This is a genomic window from Massilia eburnea, assembly GCF_009720745.1.
GTDB classification, from domain to species: domain Bacteria; phylum Pseudomonadota; class Gammaproteobacteria; order Burkholderiales; family Burkholderiaceae_D; genus Rugamonas; species Rugamonas eburnea.
This window is the reverse complement of sequence record NZ_WNKX01000039.1, coordinates 13,989-29,582: the sequence shown is the minus strand read 5'-3', so window position 1 is coordinate 29,582 and position 15,594 is coordinate 13,989. Positions and strand designations below refer to the sequence as shown.

The 15,594-nt window shown below is 62.8% G+C and carries 12 protein-coding genes; 10 read left to right on the top strand and 2 right to left on the bottom strand.

What is annotated here, in order from left to right; genetic code table 11:
- Positions 1-181, top strand: a 181-nt coding sequence (locus GM658_RS29140; RefSeq protein WP_211841951.1) for a hypothetical protein, incomplete at its 5' end; no start/stop codon positions are given.
- 510 nt (positions 182-691) lie between these two features.
- Here the strand turns inward: GM658_RS29140 and GM658_RS27195 are convergent.
- A complete protein-coding gene (locus tag GM658_RS27195) occupies positions 692-1,648 on the bottom strand; it encodes an AAC(3) family N-acetyltransferase (RefSeq protein WP_170299012.1) in 957 nt (318 codons plus the stop codon).
- A 147-nt stretch (positions 1,649-1,795) separates the two neighbouring features.
- Here GM658_RS27195 and GM658_RS27190 point away from each other — a divergent pair, with 147 nt between their 5' ends.
- Both GM658_RS27190 and GM658_RS27185 read left to right on the top strand, forming a co-directional pair.
- Entirely contained in the window at positions 1,796-2,773 is a 978-nt protein-coding gene (locus tag GM658_RS27190) for a polysaccharide deacetylase family protein (protein ID WP_155457247.1), read from the top strand.
- A 189-nt stretch (positions 2,774-2,962) separates the two neighbouring features.
- Positions 2,963-4,603 (top strand): methyl-accepting chemotaxis protein, encoded by a 1,641-nt coding sequence (locus GM658_RS27185; RefSeq protein WP_155457246.1) that lies wholly within the window; start codon positions 2,963-2,965, stop codon positions 4,601-4,603.
- Here GM658_RS27185 and GM658_RS27180 read toward each other — a convergent pair.
- A complete protein-coding gene (locus GM658_RS27180) occupies positions 4,600-6,087 on the bottom strand; it encodes a lipopolysaccharide biosynthesis protein (RefSeq protein WP_155457245.1) in 1,488 nt (495 codons plus the stop codon). The genes GM658_RS27185 and GM658_RS27180 overlap by 4 nt on opposite strands.
- A 101-nt stretch (positions 6,088-6,188) precedes the next feature.
- Between GM658_RS27180 and GM658_RS27175 the strand changes: the two genes are divergently transcribed.
- The 7 genes from GM658_RS27175 to prsR all read left to right on the top strand — a co-directional run bounded on the left by GM658_RS27175 (position 6,189) and on the right by prsR (position 15,447).
- Positions 6,189-6,875 (top strand): class I SAM-dependent methyltransferase, encoded by a 687-nt coding sequence (locus tag GM658_RS27175; protein ID WP_155457244.1) that lies wholly within the window; start codon positions 6,189-6,191, stop codon positions 6,873-6,875.
- Positions 6,872-7,975 carry a glycosyltransferase family protein gene (locus GM658_RS27170; protein ID WP_155457243.1) on the top strand — a complete coding sequence of 368 codons (1,104 nt, stop codon included), beginning with the start codon at positions 6,872-6,874 and terminating at the stop codon, positions 7,973-7,975. The genes GM658_RS27175 and GM658_RS27170 overlap by 4 nt, the downstream gene beginning before the upstream one ends.
- Before the next feature lie 213 nt (positions 7,976-8,188).
- Complete coding sequence (locus tag GM658_RS27165; RefSeq protein WP_155457242.1) at positions 8,189-9,478, top strand: nucleotide sugar dehydrogenase; 1,290 nt, start codon at positions 8,189-8,191, stop codon at positions 9,476-9,478.
- Positions 9,479-9,513: 35 nt separating this feature from the next.
- Positions 9,514-10,551: an SDR family oxidoreductase gene (locus tag GM658_RS27160; protein ID WP_170299011.1), complete on the top strand. Its 1,038-nt coding sequence runs from the start codon at positions 9,514-9,516 to the stop codon at positions 10,549-10,551.
- 73 nt (positions 10,552-10,624) lie between these two features.
- A complete protein-coding gene (locus GM658_RS27155) occupies positions 10,625-12,028 on the top strand; it encodes a TIGR03013 family XrtA/PEP-CTERM system glycosyltransferase (RefSeq protein ID WP_155457241.1) in 1,404 nt (467 codons plus the stop codon).
- A gap of 15 nt (positions 12,029-12,043) precedes the next feature.
- Positions 12,044-14,068, top strand: coding sequence for an XrtA/PEP-CTERM system histidine kinase PrsK (gene prsK, locus GM658_RS27150; protein WP_155457240.1), 2,025 nt, complete (start codon positions 12,044-12,046; stop codon positions 14,066-14,068).
- A 17-nt stretch (positions 14,069-14,085) separates the two neighbouring features.
- The gene (gene prsR / locus GM658_RS27145; RefSeq protein ID WP_170299010.1) at positions 14,086-15,447 is read left to right on the top strand and encodes a PEP-CTERM-box response regulator transcription factor; all 1,362 of its coding nucleotides are present in this window, start codon (positions 14,086-14,088) and stop codon (positions 15,445-15,447) included.
- Positions 15,448-15,594 lie beyond the last annotated feature (147 nt).

Sequence of the window (15,594 nt, the reverse complement as noted above, 5' to 3'; positions counted from 1 at the left end):
TTTGAAGCAGCTTCATGAAGAACTAAGGGAGTTAGGCTTTGAAGGGTCTTACGACCGGGTCGCGGCGTTCGCGAGGGTATGGCGGGCGGGTCAAACTGATAGGGTCAATTCAGCTAGCAAACGCACAGCATTGTTGCAGGATGAGCTGATGCTTCTAATTCAGCAGGGTAAAAGGATCTAGGACCTAGCGAAGCCCATGTTCCCTCCTTAATAAAAAAATCCGTCTCCCTAAGCCGCTGCTTCACGCGCGGGTTATGGGGACGGCTTCTTTTTAGCGGCTAATGGAAAAACCGTCCACAGCGTCAGCAGTTCAATTTCCCCATCGTTTGGTTGGTTTGGTATTTGATGACCATGCCGTTCAGGGGTGCCGGTCGCCGCAAGTTGCCTCTTGGCCGACCTGGACGCCAGCACCGAAGATTAAATTTTTCCGCCTCTGGCGCGCTACCGTGCGGAATGTCGGAATTTTCCACAGTTCACTCCCAGTCGGGAAAGTGCGGATCGCCGTTTAACCACTGGTAGTCTAGTGCGTTATGGGAAACTAAAAGTATTAAAATACAACAGATATTGCACATTAACCTATTGAAAACAAATAGGCTTTAGCAATTTGTCGACTATGGAAACATTGGCAAATGCCGCCGAAGGCGATTGCCGTCGGCCTTGCTTCAGACATGCGGGGTAGCGATGAAGGGGCCTAACTGTTGATGCGGCGGGGGGAGTTGGCGCCGGCGCCATGCGGCCGGGCTGCGAGTTGCTCCGGAGTGGAATAGATCGTCAAGTTCTGGCTGGCCAGCAGTTGCAGGTGCTCAAAGAAGCCGCGTGCCGGGATCCACCATGAGCGCGCCTCGCCAACCTGGCCTTGATGCAGCAGGCCGGCGCGCCTGAATTCCTCCAGGAAGTAGGCGCGCAAATCGTCGCGCGAGCGATGGTCGATACGTTGCGGAACAAGGTCCGGGTCGAAGGGCCTCACCGGTACTTCGCACAACTTGCCGGCCTGGTCGATGCAGGGCAAACGGTAGTTGTCCTCGGCCCAGACATGCACTGGAAAGGCCTCGCCCATGGCGTCTTCCAGCATATGGTAGAAGGTGACTGGCCCCATCGATATGCCCAGGCCCAGTACTTTGGCCTGCTCCAGGCCGATAAAGCGCTGCCATGGCGAACCCTCGCCAAAAATCGATGGCGCCCGGTGGTGGGCTTCAGTCAGGAAGGCGGCGTGGCGGCCCCAGGCCGAGACGGAGTGGGTCGGGTGCACGCTGCGATGATTGCCGGGGATGTCGAGGAAGGCTTTCGGCAGGCGGCCGATATTGGTGCCGTGGGAGCGCACATCGAACACATAATCAGTCATGCGGCAGGTGGCGCGGATGGTAGCGCCCGGCATGTAATAAGTGGGCACCACCAGCGTCCCCTCCGGGCCTACCGCTTCCTGCAAGGCTTGCACAAGGGCACGCGCGCCGCCCTCCACATGGCCCAGGCTTTTCAGCGAAGAATGGACAAAGACTGCGTCGCCCCTGGCGATGCCGAGCCTTTCCAGTCCAGCCACCAGTTCGGCACGGCTGACGGTGTGCTGTGCACTCTTGGGCGGATGGGCGCTCTTGCCATGGGGGAGTGAGTCGATCAGGGCCTTGGCAAGGCGCTTGGCGGGTTTAAGCATTGGTTTCTTCCAGCAAGTCTCTTTCCACAAGGTTAGCATTTATCCAGAAATTCGCCGCGCAGTTGCTTCCTTGCTGATGCAGCGCAAATCGCCAGCCTCGCCCCGGGGGCAGACTGAAAACCCTGCCCCCGTGTGATCGGAGCCATCATGCGCTCGTGTCAGAGCAAGCTTGATGTAGTGATTACAGTCGATGTCGAAATCTGGTGCGATGGCTGGCGCGATCTCGACGTCCGTTTTCCCGACGCCTTCCGGCGCTATATCCACGGCCCCACCGCAGCCGGCGGTTATGGCTTGCCCTACCAGCTGGAGGTATTGTCCGGCCATGGCCTGGCCGCTGTGTTCTTCGTTGAACCATTGTTCGCCGCCCGCTTCGGCCTGCAGCCGCTGGCGGAAATCGTCGGCATAATCAGGGAGGCCGGGCACGAAGTGCAATTGCACATGCATACCGAATGGGTCGATGAAGCGCTCGAGCCGCTGCTGCCCGATATCGCGGGCAAACGCCAGCACCTTCGCCATTTTTCCCGCGCCGACCAGGCAATCCTGATTCAAAAGGGCAAAGCTATGCTGCGCCAGGCAGGATCCGGCGCGATCAACGCCTTCCGTGCCGGCAGCTTCGGCTTCAACCACGACACCCTGCATGCGCTGGCTGCCAATGGACTGCAATTTGACAGCAGCTATAACGCCACCTTGCTTGGGCCCGACAGCGGCGTCATGCCTGGCACCCTGCTGACCGATCCCGTGCATTGCTCGGGCATCGATGAATATCCGATGACGGTCTTTCGCGATGGGCGCCGCCTGCAGCATGCCCAGCTGACGTGTTGTTCTTCCGCAGAAATGGAAGGCTTGCTGTGGCAAGCGTGGCAGCAGGGCCGGCAAGCCTTTGTCCTGCTATTGCACAATTCCGAGTTGCTCAACCGGGCCAAGACGCGGCGCGACCCGGTTGTGGTTGAGCGTTTCCGCCGCCTATGTCAATTCCTCGAGCGACATCGCGATAGTTTCCGTACCGTCGGCTTTACCGGACGCCAGTGCAGTGTGCGTGGATTCCAGCACGGGCCCCTGAGTTCGCCTTTCTACCGGACCGGCTGGCGCTTGCTGGAGCAGGCTTACCGGCACAAGTATGGATGAACAGCCACAGAGGCCGATTGATTTTTCCTATTGTAACTTTTGGTGAGTTTCCTCAGCGAATCTAGTTCCTATACTTCAACATGATATGGCAGCGGACGCCCCTCCCCGCGTCCCATCCGGCCATGCGGACCCCAAGCCCCCGGTTCGTGCGAAATCCTTTCCCCCAAAAAACTGAACAGGAGCACCGCCATGCGCCTCAACACCCCTGTCACCAACCAGGAGTTCATTCTGGACGACGGTAAGACCATTGTCTCGACGACCGACCTGAAGGGCAAGATCACCTATGCCAACCCTTATTTCATTGAGGTCAGCGGCTTCACCGAAGACGAACTGATCGGCGCCCCGCAAAACATCCTGCGCCATCCCGACATGCCGGTCGAAGCCTTCGCCGACCTGTGGGCCACCATCAAGGCCGGCATGCCCTGGAGCGGCATGGTGAAGAACCGCTGCAAGAACGGCGACTTTTACTGGGTGTACGCGAATGTCACGCCGGTGATCGAGGCCGGCCGCCCGGTCGGCTATATGTCGGTGCGTACCAAGCCCAGCCGCGAACAAGTGTCGCAGGCCGACCAGCTATACCGCGAAATCCGTGAGGGCAATCCGCGCCACCTGCGTATCGAGCGTGGCCGCCTGCGCCAGCGCGGCTTGCAGAACTGGATCGGCAAACTGCGCGATATTTCGCTGGCACGGCATATCGGCATCGGCATGGGCGCGCTTACCAGCCTGCTGGTCTTCCTCGCTGTCTCGGGCGCCGTCGCCGGTGCGCCGCTCTGGCTCACCCTGACCAGTGCGGGGTTCATCGCCGCTGCCCTGTACTTCTGGTACTCGCTGCACCGCGCCATCATCCAGCCGCTGCGCCAGGCCACCAGTTTTGCGCGCAAGATGGCGGGCGGCGACCTGACCGGCGTCATTGATATCGGCGCCGACAATGAAATGGGCCAGTTGCTGGCTGCGCTGCGCCAGACCAACGTCAACCTGCACAGCATCATCGGTGACGTGCGCAGCAACTTCGACGAGATCCAGACCGCGACCAGCGAAATCGCCAGCGGCAACCTGGACCTGTCGGGCCGCACCGAATCGCAGGCGTCGAGCCTGCAGCAAACCGCCGCCAGCATGGAGCAGCTGACCAGCAATGTGCAGCAAAGCGCGGCCAGCGTGCACAGCGCCAACGAGCTGGCCGGCCAGGCGTCCAGCGTGGCGGCGGCCGGCGGCAACATCGTGTCGCAGGTGGTGCAGACCATGGACGATATCAGCCAGTCCTCGCGCAAGATCCTCGACATCATCGGCATGATCGATGGCATTGCCTTCCAGACCAATATCCTGGCCCTCAACGCCGCGGTCGAAGCGGCCAGGGCCGGCGAGCACGGCAAGGGTTTTGCTGTCGTGGCCACCGAGGTGCGCAGCCTGGCCCAGCGCTCGGCCACCGCTGCCAAGGAAGTCAAGCAATTGATCGACAGCTCGATCGCCAAGGTCGACGCCGGCGCCAAATTGACCAATAACGCCGGCGCCACCATGAGCGAAGTGATTGAATCAGTCGGCCGCGTGACGCGCGTCATGGATGAAATCCACCATGCCACCCAGGAGCAGAGCCGCGGCATCGGCCAGGTCAACCAGGCGGTGGTACATATCGATGACATCACCCAGCAGAACGCGGCCCTGGTCGAACAGGCTGCCGCGGCCGCCAACAGCCTGGCGCGCCAGGCCGAATGGGTGGCGCAAGCGATCGCCGTCTTCAAGCTGAAGGAAATTGCGGCGCGGCGCGACATGCCAGCGCCGCTGGGCCAGACTGTGGCGCTAAGGCTGAGGGGACAAGTGGCGCCGCTGGCTTAGGCCAGGCGGCGCAGGCGGCGCCGCGCCGCTTGCAATCGCTCCCACATGACTTGTTCCGGCCCGTCCGGAGAGCCGGACTGGCGCCAAAGCAGCCATAGGACCGCGGTAAAGATGCAGGCGCCCAAGGCGCAGCAAGCGAGCAAGGCAGTCAGGTAGGCGCCGCCACTGGCCGGCAAGACCACGCTGCGTTTGGCGGCCAGCACGACTGCCAGCATGACCAGCGCGGCGGCAAGCGGGCGCCAGAGGCAGCGCAGGAAGTCGGCGGCGCCAAGGCTAAGGCAGCGCGCCAGCAGCACTTGGTTGACCGGAATCATCACAATGACCGACGCCAGGTAAGCCCAGGCTGCACCTTGCACACCCCACCAGCGCAGGAAAGGCAACATGCAGGCCAGCAGCAGGATAAATTGGGTTCCGCCCAGGTAGGCGATCATGTGCATGCGGCCCGTCGCCAGGTAGATATAGCTGATATTCGTTTGCAGGGCCTGGATTGCGCCGAAGATGGCCAGTACCTGGATCAGCGGCACGGCCGCCATCCATTGCTGGCCCAGCACGGCCGGGACCATCAGGTCGGCCACGGCCACAATACCGAGGGCGGCGGGCAGGGAGATCAGCGCAATCATGCCGACCACGGTCAGGAAACTGCTGCGCAACTGGCTGATTTCGCTGGCGACCCGCGCATAGCCGGGGAAGGCGGCGCGGTTGATCGGCGCAACCAGTTCCGTGGTGGGCAGCGTCGAAATTTCGAAACTGATGGTATAGGTGCCCAGCGCGCGCGCGCCCAGCACGCGGCCGATCAGGAATTCCGCCGCACGCCCATTCAGGAATGTCGTGAGGTTGTTCAGCATCAGCCATTTGGAGGCGTGGAACAGCTCGCCTTTCGCCGCCAGCGAAAAGCGCGGGCGGTAGCTGCTGGCGTAGTAGGACAGCAGCACGCCGAGCACGGCGCCGAGCAACTGGCCCAGCACCAGCGCCCAGTAGCTGCGCAGCCAGAACGCCAGCGGAATCGTAACGCACAGCAGCGCCAGGCGCTTGGCCAGCAGGAAGCGGAATTCCTGGTCGAAGCGCATTTCGCGGCGGAAGGCGACCGGGCCGATATTGCCCAAGGCCTGGATCGCAAAGCTGAGCGCCAGAACGTGGATCACGTGGGCCAGCCGTGGTTCGCTGTAAAAGCTGGCGGCAGGATAACTGAGCAAGCCCAACACGCCCGCGGCAGCCAGGCCGAACAGCACATTGATGGTCCAGGCCGTGTCGAATTGCGCGCGCCCAGCGTTGGGATTCTGGATCAGCGGCACATCGAAGCTGAAGGCGATCAGTAGCTGCAATGCGGCAATAATGACCGTGGCCATCGCCACCAGGCCGAAGTCGGCCGGCAGCAGCAGTCGCGCTAAAACCACAGTGCTGACCAAGCCCAGGCCGCGGTCGATAAGCTTGAACGCCACCATCCAGGCGGCACCACGTGCGATATGCTTGTTGATGTCGGTCAAGGAAGGTCCCTATGGAAGTGCAACACGCATTGTAGCGGAAAATTTGCACTTTTGACATTTTTAAGGCAATGTAAGCACTTTCACTGTTGCCGGAGCCAGCAATGGAGCAACTGGGCCGAGAGGCAGCATATACCACGCCGCGACCAGACGTTTTCGCCTTGGTGCCGCCCACGGCGCGGCGCGTGCTTGATGTCGGCTGCAGCAATGGGGCGCTGGGCGCCAGCTTGCGGCGCGCACAGCCTGGCCGGCAGGTATGGGGCGTGGAACTGGATCCGCAGTTTGCGGCGCAGGCGCAGCAGCAGCTCGACGCGGTCCTGTGCGCCGATGTCAGCGATATGGATTGGGCGCAAGCCTTTCCCGGCGAGCAGTTCGATTGCATCGTGCTGGCCGACGTCCTCGAGCATTTGCCCAACCCGGCGGCCACGCTGGCGGCGCTGCGCGCACGCCTGCAGCCGGACGGCTGCGTGGTGCTGAGCCTGCCGAATATCCGCCATTTGTCGGCGCTCTACGCCATCTATCTCAATGGCCGCTTCCCGCAGCGTGACCGCGGCATCTTCGACCGCACCCACCTGCGCTGGTACACGCTGGCCGACGCCCATGCCATGCTGGCTAGCCAGCAACTGGAGGTGCGCCAGGCAAGTTATGCCTTGCGCCTGGGTGACCAGGGCGGGGGGCGTCTGAACCGCTGGCTGAACCGGCTGCCGCCGGCGGTCAAGCGCCTGGCGCCCGTGCGCGAACTGCTGACTTACCAGTTCTGTTTGCAAGCCGTACCAAGGAATGTGGCATGAAGCTTGGCCTGATCCTGGCTTCCAATGCCAGCTTGCCACAGCCGAGTACGCGTATTGCCGTGCTCAATATGTTGCCTTTCCTGCGCGCCGCCGGCTGGCAATGCGACATCGTATTCCAGCCGGCGCCGCTGGCCGACAGCGAATGCCCGGATCTCTCGGCCCTGTCGCTGGAGGCGCTGCGCGGCTATGACGTGATCCTGTTCCAGAAGGTGGCGGGTCCCTCTGCCGTAGCGCTGGCGCGCCAGCTGGGCGTTGCCGGCGTACGCACCGTCTATTGCGTGTGCGACCGCATCGGGACCGAGATGGCTGCTGCGTGCGACCGCACCGTCGTGATTTCATCCTTTCTCCGCTCGCTGTATCCGCAGCACCTGCAGCCGCGCATCGAGGTAGTCTGCGACGGCCTGGAAGACACGAGCGTAGTCTGCGAAGGCACCCGCCAGCGGCGCGGCGGCATGCTGCTGCCCTTGCGCGCCGTACTTGTCACGTCGAGCGCCCTGAGCAGCCTGCCTCAGATTGGCCTGCCGCCGCCGTGGCTGGCGGTGGACGTGGTGGGCCGTTATCCGGACAGTACACAGCGCCTCGAGCGCCTGAAGCAGGCCGTGCGGCTGGTGCTGAATTGCCGCGGCTGGCGGGCCCGCCTGCGCGCTGCGGCCTTCCTCTGCCACCCGCGCGTGCGCCGCCTGCGCTGGAGCCCGGCCACCGTGGCGCTGGCCTTGCAGCGGGCCGACTTCGCCATCCTGCCGATCGATACCGCGGCGGGTAATGGGCGCGGCATCCCGGACTGGCAGCTGAAATCGGCCAACCGCCTGACCTTGAAGATGGGGGCCGGCTTGGCAGTGTTGAGCACACCGATCCCAGCCTACGAGGAAGTGCTCGAGCACGGCATCAACGGTCTGTTCGCCCGCAACGCCCAGGAATGGCGGCAGGGTTTGCAGCAGCTGCGCGATCCGGCCTTGCGCCGCCGCTTGGGTGCAGCGGGGCGGGAGCGCGCCCTGCGCGATTTTGCTCCGGATGTTCAGGCGCGCGCCTTGCTGCGAGTACTCAACGGGCTGGCGGTCCCGAGTGTTGCGCATTCGGCCCAAAGCGAGACGCATGTGTGACAATTGGCCGGCGCCGTAGTAAAATGCCAAGATATGTCATAAAGACAATAGACTTGATAAATAATTACCAGTTTGTTTGGATAATTTAACAATTTCCTACGAGAAACCGTCGTATTCCTGCGCCAGATTGTAAAACTGAGCATTGAAGTGGTGGCGCGCCTGGGCTATAGTTCTTAATATATTTGTAATAGGTAATTCTTACTGGAACCGGACATGGATGACAACAAAGTTGTAGCAGTCGTAGGCCTGGGCTATGTCGGCCTGCCGCTGGCGGTTGAATTCGGCAAGAAGCGCAAGACCATTGGGTTCGACCTGTCGCAGTCCAAGATTGAGAATTACCGCAAGTTCTGCGATCCCACCGGTGAAGTATCGGAAGAAGAGTTGCGCGCGGCAACCCAGTTGCACGTGACCTACGACCCGGCTGCGCTGGCCGAGGCCGACTACATCGTGGTGGCCGTGCCGACCCCGGTCGACATCGCCCACTCGCCCGATTTCAGCCCCCTGGTCGGCGCGTCGACCACGGTCGGCAAACATATGAAGAAGGGCGCCATCGTCGTCTATGAATCGACGGTCTATCCTGGCGCCACCGAGGAAGTCTGCATTCCGGTGCTGGAAAAGCATTCCGGCCTGAAATGGCTGCAGGACTTCAATGTCGGCTACTCGCCCGAGCGCATCAACCCGGGCGACAAGCTGCACCGGCTTACTACTATCCTGAAAGTAGTATCTGGAGATAATCCAGCAACTCTCGACGCAGTGGCTAAACTGTATGAATCGATAGTGACTGCTGGGGTGTACCGCGCCTCCTCCGTGAAAGTGGCGGAAGCGGCCAAGGTCATCGAGAACACCCAGCGCGACCTGAATATCGCGCTGATGAACGAGCTGGCGATCATCTTCGACAAGATCGGCATCGATACGCTGGAAGTGCTGCAGGCGGCTGGCACCAAGTGGAATTTCCTGCCTTTCCGTCCCGGCCTGGTTGGCGGCCACTGCATCGGCGTCGATCCTTACTACCTGACCCACAAGGCCGACATGATCGGCTACCACCCGCAGGTGATCCTGGCGGGGCGCCGCATCAACGACGGCATGGCCAAGTTCGTGGCCGAGAAAACCGTCAAGCAGATGATCGCGGCGGGCTGCCACATCAAGGGCGCAAAGGTGAACGTGCTGGGACTGACCTTCAAGGAAGACTGCCCGGACTTGCGCAATTCGAAAGTGGCTGACGTGGTGTTTGAATTGAAGTCGTACGGCCTGGACGTGCATGTGCACGACCCGGTGGCCGATGGCGAAGAGTCGGTGCACGAATACGGCATTCGCCTGGAAACCTGGAGCAGCCTGCCGCAGGCGGACGCCCTGGTGGCCGCCGTGTCGCACAAGGAACTGCTGGCGCTGTCGCTGGGCGAACTGTCCTCGAAGCTGAACCCGGGCGGGGTATTTATTGACGTGAAATCGGCATTTAATATGGCAGGCCTGGAAGAAGCTGGCTACAGCGTCTGGCGCCTGTAAAAAAAAGAATATCAGGGCGACCTGGGAGGTTTGACGTGGGCAAGTTTGACGATGTGCGGCTGCACCTGCGCGGCCGGAGCTACCGTTGGCTGGTGACCGGTGCGGCCGGTTTTATCGGTTCCAACCTGGTGGAGGCATTGCTCAAGCTTGGCCAGCAGGTGACGGGGCTGGATAACTTTGCCACCGGCTACCAGCACAACCTGGACCAGGTGCACGAAGCGGTCGGCTCCGAAGCCTGGACCCGCTTCAGCTTGATCGAGGGCGATATCCGCGACCTGGCCACCTGCCGGCAAGCCTGCGCCGGCAGCGACTACGTGCTGCACGAGGCCGCCCTGGGATCGGTCAGCCGCTCGCTCGACGACCCCCTGCTGAGCCACGGCACCAATGTCACCGGCTTCCTCAACATGCTGGTAGCGGCGCGCGACGCGAAAGTGAAGCGCTTCGTCTACGCGGCATCCAGTTCCACCTACGGCGACCATCCGGCGCTGCCGAAAGTGGAAGACACCATCGGCCGGCCGCTGTCGCCGTATGCCGTCACCAAATATGCCAACGAGCTGTATGCCGATGTCTTCGCGCGCAGCTACGGCATGGAAACGATCGGTCTGCGCTACTTCAATGTCTTCGGGCCTCGCCAGGATCCGAACGGCGCCTATGCGGCGGTAATCCCGCAATGGGTGGCGGCGCTGATCGAAAACCGTCCGCTGTTCATCAACGGCGACGGTGAAACAAGCCGCGATTTCTGCTTCATCGACAACGTGGTGCAAGCGAACCTGCTGGCGGCCCTGGCCGACAAGCAGGGCGCCGTCAACCAGGTGTACAACGTGGCGCTCAATGAGCGCACCAGTCTCAACCAGCTGTACCTGATGATGCGCGAGCTGCTGCAGGAGCGTTTTCCGCAGCTGCGCCAGCACCAGGCGCAACACAAGGGATTCCGGGCCGGCGACGTGCGCCATTCGCAGGCCGATATCAGCAAGGCGCGAGAGCTATTGGGATTCGAGCCGACGCACCGCATTGGCGAAGGCTTGAAAGAGGCCATGGATTGGTACGTCCGCCACCTGGCCCCGCAACACTAACAGAGCGCGACATGGCCGGAAAGCTCCGCGCGCTTTCAAGGCCAGAACAAGTAGTAAGCGGGAGGGAAGAAAAATGCTAAGAATTTCCAATCACTACATTTCCAAGGTTGTCTTCAGCCTGCTCTTCCTGGAGGTGTTGATCCTGATTGGCTCGTTCTACGCTGGCGCTGGTCTGCGTTTTTTCGACGGTGAACAGTTCGCCATACCGAAGCTCGACCACTTCTTCATGTCGGCCTGCATTTTCGCGGCCGCTATCGTGTTCAGCATGTCTGCGCTGGGCATGTACCAGATCAATTTCCAGGAAGGCTTGCGCAATCCCTTCTTCCTGCAATTGATGCCGTCCTTCGCCATGGGTTTCTGCATCCTGACCCTGGTGTTTTACCTGGCGCCCGACCTGTATTTCGGGCGCGGCATCCTGGTCCTGGTGTTCATGATTTCCGGCACCGGCATCCTGCTGGCGCGCGCCATGTTCATGAAGACATCGCGCACGCATTTCCTGTCGACCCGCATCATTTTCCTGGGCGGCGGTTCCATGGCCAAAGAGTGCGGCGAGCTGGCCGTGCGCGAAACCAATTACCGCCGCTACGACGTGGCGGGCTACGTCGCGGTACCGTCGGAAGAAACCTGCGTCCCGCAAAACCAGCTGCTGCACCTGCCGGAAGGCGGCTCGCTGGTGGCCCTGGCCAACGCGCAGCGCGTATCGGAAATCGTGGTGTCGGTGCAGAACCGCCGCGGCGGCGCCTTCCCGATCCGCGACCTGCTGGAATGCAAGCTGTACGGCATCCAGGTGACCGACGCTTCCACCTTCTTCGAACGCGAAACCTACCAGATCCGGGTGGAATCGCTGCAGCCGTCCTGGCTGGTGTTCGGCGGCGGCTTCGACCAGAGCTTCATGCGGACCTTCATGAAGCGCGCGGTCGACGTGGTTGCCAGCATTTCGCTGCTGGTGCTGACGCTGCCCGTGATGCTCATTACCGCGCTCGCCATCGTGATCGAGGATGGCGCACCGATCTTCTACTCGCAGGAGCGGGTGGGCAAGGACGGCCATGTGTTCCGTGTCCTGAAATTCCGCAGCATGTTCAAGAACGCGGAAAAGAACGGCACGCCGCAGTGGGCCTCCAGGAACGACCCGCGCATTACGCGCGTGGGCAATATCATCCGCAAGCTGCGCATTGACGAAGTGCCGCAGATCCTCAATGTGCTGAAGGGCGAAATGTCCTTCGTCGGCCCGCGCCCCGAGCGTCCTTACTTCGTCGAGCAATTGACGGAGCGCGTGCCTTACTACAATGTGCGCCACAGCATCAAGCCGGGCATCACCGGCTGGGCCCAGGTGCGCTATGGCTATGGCGATACGGTGGAAGACGCGCTGCAGAAGCTGCAGTACGACCTGTACTACGTCAAGAACAACAGCCTGCTGCTCGATGTGCTGGTCCTGATCGATACCATCAAGGTGGTCATGTTCAGGGGAGGCCGTTAAGCCCATGGAGGCCTGATGCCGACCAGCACCACCGCCTTCAGCTACGCCAGCGCTGCGCTGGCGTTTCTCTTATTTAGCCTGTTGCTGCTGACAGGCTGGCGCCAGCGCCCGCACCGGCGCTGGCTGCTGGCCGCCGCGCTCTTTTCCATGCTGTGGGGCGTGGTGATGGCCAGCGCCACCGTGGTGCCGTGGGCCACCTGGGTGCTGCATGGCGCAGAATGGCTGCGCAATGCCGGCTGGACCGCCTTGCTGCTCACCATGCTGGGCCTGTGGCAGCGCAGCGCGCGCACCTTCCAGGTCAGCATCGCGGTCTACCTGCTGATGGCCTTGGCGGTCCCGCTGTCCTGGCTGCTGCCGCAGGGCCTGGCCTTTCACCTGCTGGCGGTGGGCCGCCTCGGCATGGCGGTGCTGGGCATGCTGCTCGTCGAGCAGCTGTACCGCGACCGCAGCGTGCAGGTACGCTGGGCCATCAAGTTCGCCTGCCTCGGCCTGGGCGCCATGTTCGCCTACGATTTCTACCTGTTCAGCGACATGCTGCTGCTGCGCGAGCTCGACCCCGAACTGTGGGCCGCGCGCGGCGTGGTCAACGCGCTGACGGTGCCGCTGCTGGCCGTGTCGCTGCTGCGCAGCCGCTCCTGGCCGGCGCAGCTGGCGGTCTCGCGCCGCGTCGCCTTCCACTCGGCCGCCTTGCTCGGCTCCGCGGTGTACCTGCTGGCCATGAGCATGGCCGCCTATTACCTGCGCTTCGTGGGCGGCTCCTGGGGCGGCCTGATGCAGCTGGCCTTCCTGTTCGGCGCCAGCTTCCTGCTGGTGGGCGTGCTGTTCTCGGGCAGCTTCCGCGCCTGGCTGAAAGTGTTCATCAGCAAGCACTTCTACCGTTACAACTACGATTACCGCGAAGAGTGGCTGGCCTTCACGCGCACCCTGTCGGCGCCAGGACCCAACCTGGGCGAGCGCAGCATCTCCGCACTGGGGGAGCTGGTGCAGAGCCAGGGCGGCGCCCTGTGGCTGCGGCGCGAGCAGCGCTTCGAGCCCCTGGCCAGCTGGCACGCCGCGCCGCAGACCGAAGGCGAGCCGGCCGATTCGCCGTTCTGCCAGCTGATGGAGGGCAAGCAGTGGCTGGTGGAAGTGGCGGCGCACGACTTGCACGACCCGGAAGTGCCGCTGCCGGCCTGGCTGCTGGCCTTCCCGCGCGCCTGGCTGGTGGTGCCGCTGCTGCTGCAGGGACGCCTGGTCGGCTTCGTGGTGCTGCAGGAAGCGCGCAGCGCCGTCAAGCTGAACTGGGAAGTGCTGGACTTGCTGAAAATCGCCGGCAGCCAGGCCGCTTCCTACCTGGCGCAGCAGGATGCCGACAGCGCCCTGATGCTGGCGCGCCAGTTCGACTCCTTCAACCGCCTGTCCACCTTCGTGGTGCACGATTTGAAGAACCTGGTGGCCCAGCTTTCCCTGATGACCGCCAATGCGGAAAAACATGCCGACAATCCGGAGTTCCAACGCGATATGATGGAAACCGTCAACCTGTCGGTGCAGAAAATGAAGCTGATGCTGCAAAAACTGAGCCGTACCGCGTCGCCCGAACGCGCCGCGCCGCAGGAACTTGGGCCTTTGCTGGCGCAGGCCGTGGCGCTCAAGGCCGCATTCGAACCCAAGCCCACGCTGCAGCTGGCCGAGCCGGGCTTGCGCGTGCTGGCCGAGGGCGAGCGCCTGGAACGGGTGCTGGGCCATTTGATCCAGAACGCGATCGAAGCCACGCCGCGCGAGGGCAAGGTGACGGTACGCCTGGCCCGGGCCGGCGAGCAGGTGCAGATCGACGTCAGCGACACCGGCTGCGGCATGAGCGAGGAATTCGTGCGCGAACGCCTGTTCAAGCCTTTCGACTCCACCAAGTCGGCCGGCATGGGCATCGGCGCCTTCGAAAGCCGGGAATACATCCACCAGCTCGGTGGGACGCTGCAGGTGCGCAGCGCGCCGGACCAGGGCACCACATTCACGGTCAGCCTGCCGCTGTACCGCCAGCAAACCATTGAACAAGCCGCCTGACGGCGCAAGGACATGTTGTGAGCCAGAGCAAACCGAAACTGCTGATCATTGAAGACGACCCGGGCCTGCAAAAGCAGCTGAAGTGGAGTTTCGACGACTACGACGTGGTGGTGGCGGGCGACCGCGAAGCCGCGCTGGCCCAGCTGCGCCGCCACGAGCCGGCCGTCTGCACCATGGACCTGGGCCTGCCGCCCGACCCGGACGGCGCCACCGAAGGCCTGGCCACGCTGCAGCAGATCCTGGCGCTGGCGCCGGACACCAAGGTCATCGTCCTGACCGGCAACCAGGACCGCAGCCACGCGGTGCAAGCCATCGCCATGGGCGCCTACGACTTCCACCAGAAACCGTGCGAGCCGGAACTGCTGGCCCTGGTGATCAAGCGCGCCTTCGTCCTGCACGGCCTGCAGCAGGAGAACCGCCGCATGCAGCAAAGCGGCGCCGACTCGCCGCTCTCCGGCATTATTTCGCGCGACCCCGGCATGCAGAAGGTCTGCCGCCAGGTGGAGAAAGTGGCGCCCAGCACCGCCACCACCATGGTGCTGGGCGAGTCCGGCACCGGCAAGGAAGTGATCGCACGCGCCCTGCACCAGGGCAGCCCGCGCGCCAAGGAGCGCTTCATGGCGATCAACTGCGCCGCCATTCCCGAGACCCTGCTTGAATCGGAGCTGTTCGGCTACGAGAAGGGCGCCTTCACCGGGGCGGTCAAGCAGACCAAGGGCAAGGTGGAAGCGGCCAATGGCGGCACCTTCTTCCTCGACGAAGTGGGCGACCTGCCGATGGCGCTGCAGGCGAAGCTGCTGCGTTTCCTGCAGGAGCGCGTGATCGAGCGCGTCGGCGGCCATGAGGAAATCCCGGTCGACGTGCGCATCGTCTGCGCGACGCACCAGAACCTGAAAGAGCTGGTGAAGGCCGGCCGCTTCCGCGAAGACCTGTATTACCGCCTGTCCGAAATCGTGCTGACCATTCCGCCGCTGCGCGAGCGCGAGGGCGACGCGGTGCTGCTGGCGCAGCATTTCAAGAACCGCTTCTGTGCCCAGGAAGGGCGCGCCAACCTGCATTTCAGCCCGGACGCGCTGGCGCAGATCGCCCACCACGACTGGCCGGGCAATGTGCGCGAAATGGAAAACTGCATCAAGCGCGCCATCATCATGGCCGACGGCCCGGCCATCACGGCCGACGACCTGGGCCTCTCGGGCGCACCGGTGGAGGAAGAACCGTTCAACCTGCGCCAGGTGCGCGACGAGGCCGAATACCGTGCAATCGTGCGCGCCCTGGCCAGGGTGGAGGGTAATATTGTCAAAGCGTCGGAACTCTTGGGCGTCTCGCGTCCAACCCTGTACGACCTGCTGGAACGCCACGCCATCAAAGCTTCATCCTGATCCCAGGGCAGGCGCTGCGTTCCGTGGCGCCTGCATTCCCATTGCGCGCCACGCTGGCTTTCGGAAGCCAGGCTTTCCCCATTCGCCCGCCACACGCGATCCCTTCCCCCTTCCCGGCAAAAGAGCAATTTTCCCAATTGCAAAATT

What these genes read in the sequence shown, in the direction of transcription:
- GM658_RS27155 (WP_155457241.1), top strand. Translation starts at nt 10,625, where the DNA reads ATGCTAAGAATTTCCAATCACTACATTTCCAAGGTTGTCTTCAGCCTG.
- GM658_RS27170 (WP_155457243.1), top strand. Translation starts at nt 6,872, where the DNA reads ATGAAGCTTGGCCTGATCCTGGCTTCCAATGCCAGCTTGCCACAGCCG.
- GM658_RS27190 (WP_155457247.1), top strand. Translation starts at nt 1,796, where the DNA reads ATGCGCTCGTGTCAGAGCAAGCTTGATGTAGTGATTACAGTCGATGTC.
- GM658_RS27165 (WP_155457242.1), top strand. Translation starts at nt 8,189, where the DNA reads ATGGATGACAACAAAGTTGTAGCAGTCGTAGGCCTGGGCTATGTCGGC.
- GM658_RS27195 (WP_170299012.1), bottom strand. Translation starts at nt 1,648, where the DNA reads ATGCTTAAACCCGCCAAGCGCCTTGCCAAGGCCCTGATCGACTCACTC.
- GM658_RS27185 (WP_155457246.1), top strand. Translation starts at nt 2,963, where the DNA reads ATGCGCCTCAACACCCCTGTCACCAACCAGGAGTTCATTCTGGACGAC.
- prsK (WP_155457240.1), top strand. Translation starts at nt 12,044, where the DNA reads ATGCCGACCAGCACCACCGCCTTCAGCTACGCCAGCGCTGCGCTGGCG.
- GM658_RS27175 (WP_155457244.1), top strand. Translation starts at nt 6,189, where the DNA reads ATGGAGCAACTGGGCCGAGAGGCAGCATATACCACGCCGCGACCAGAC.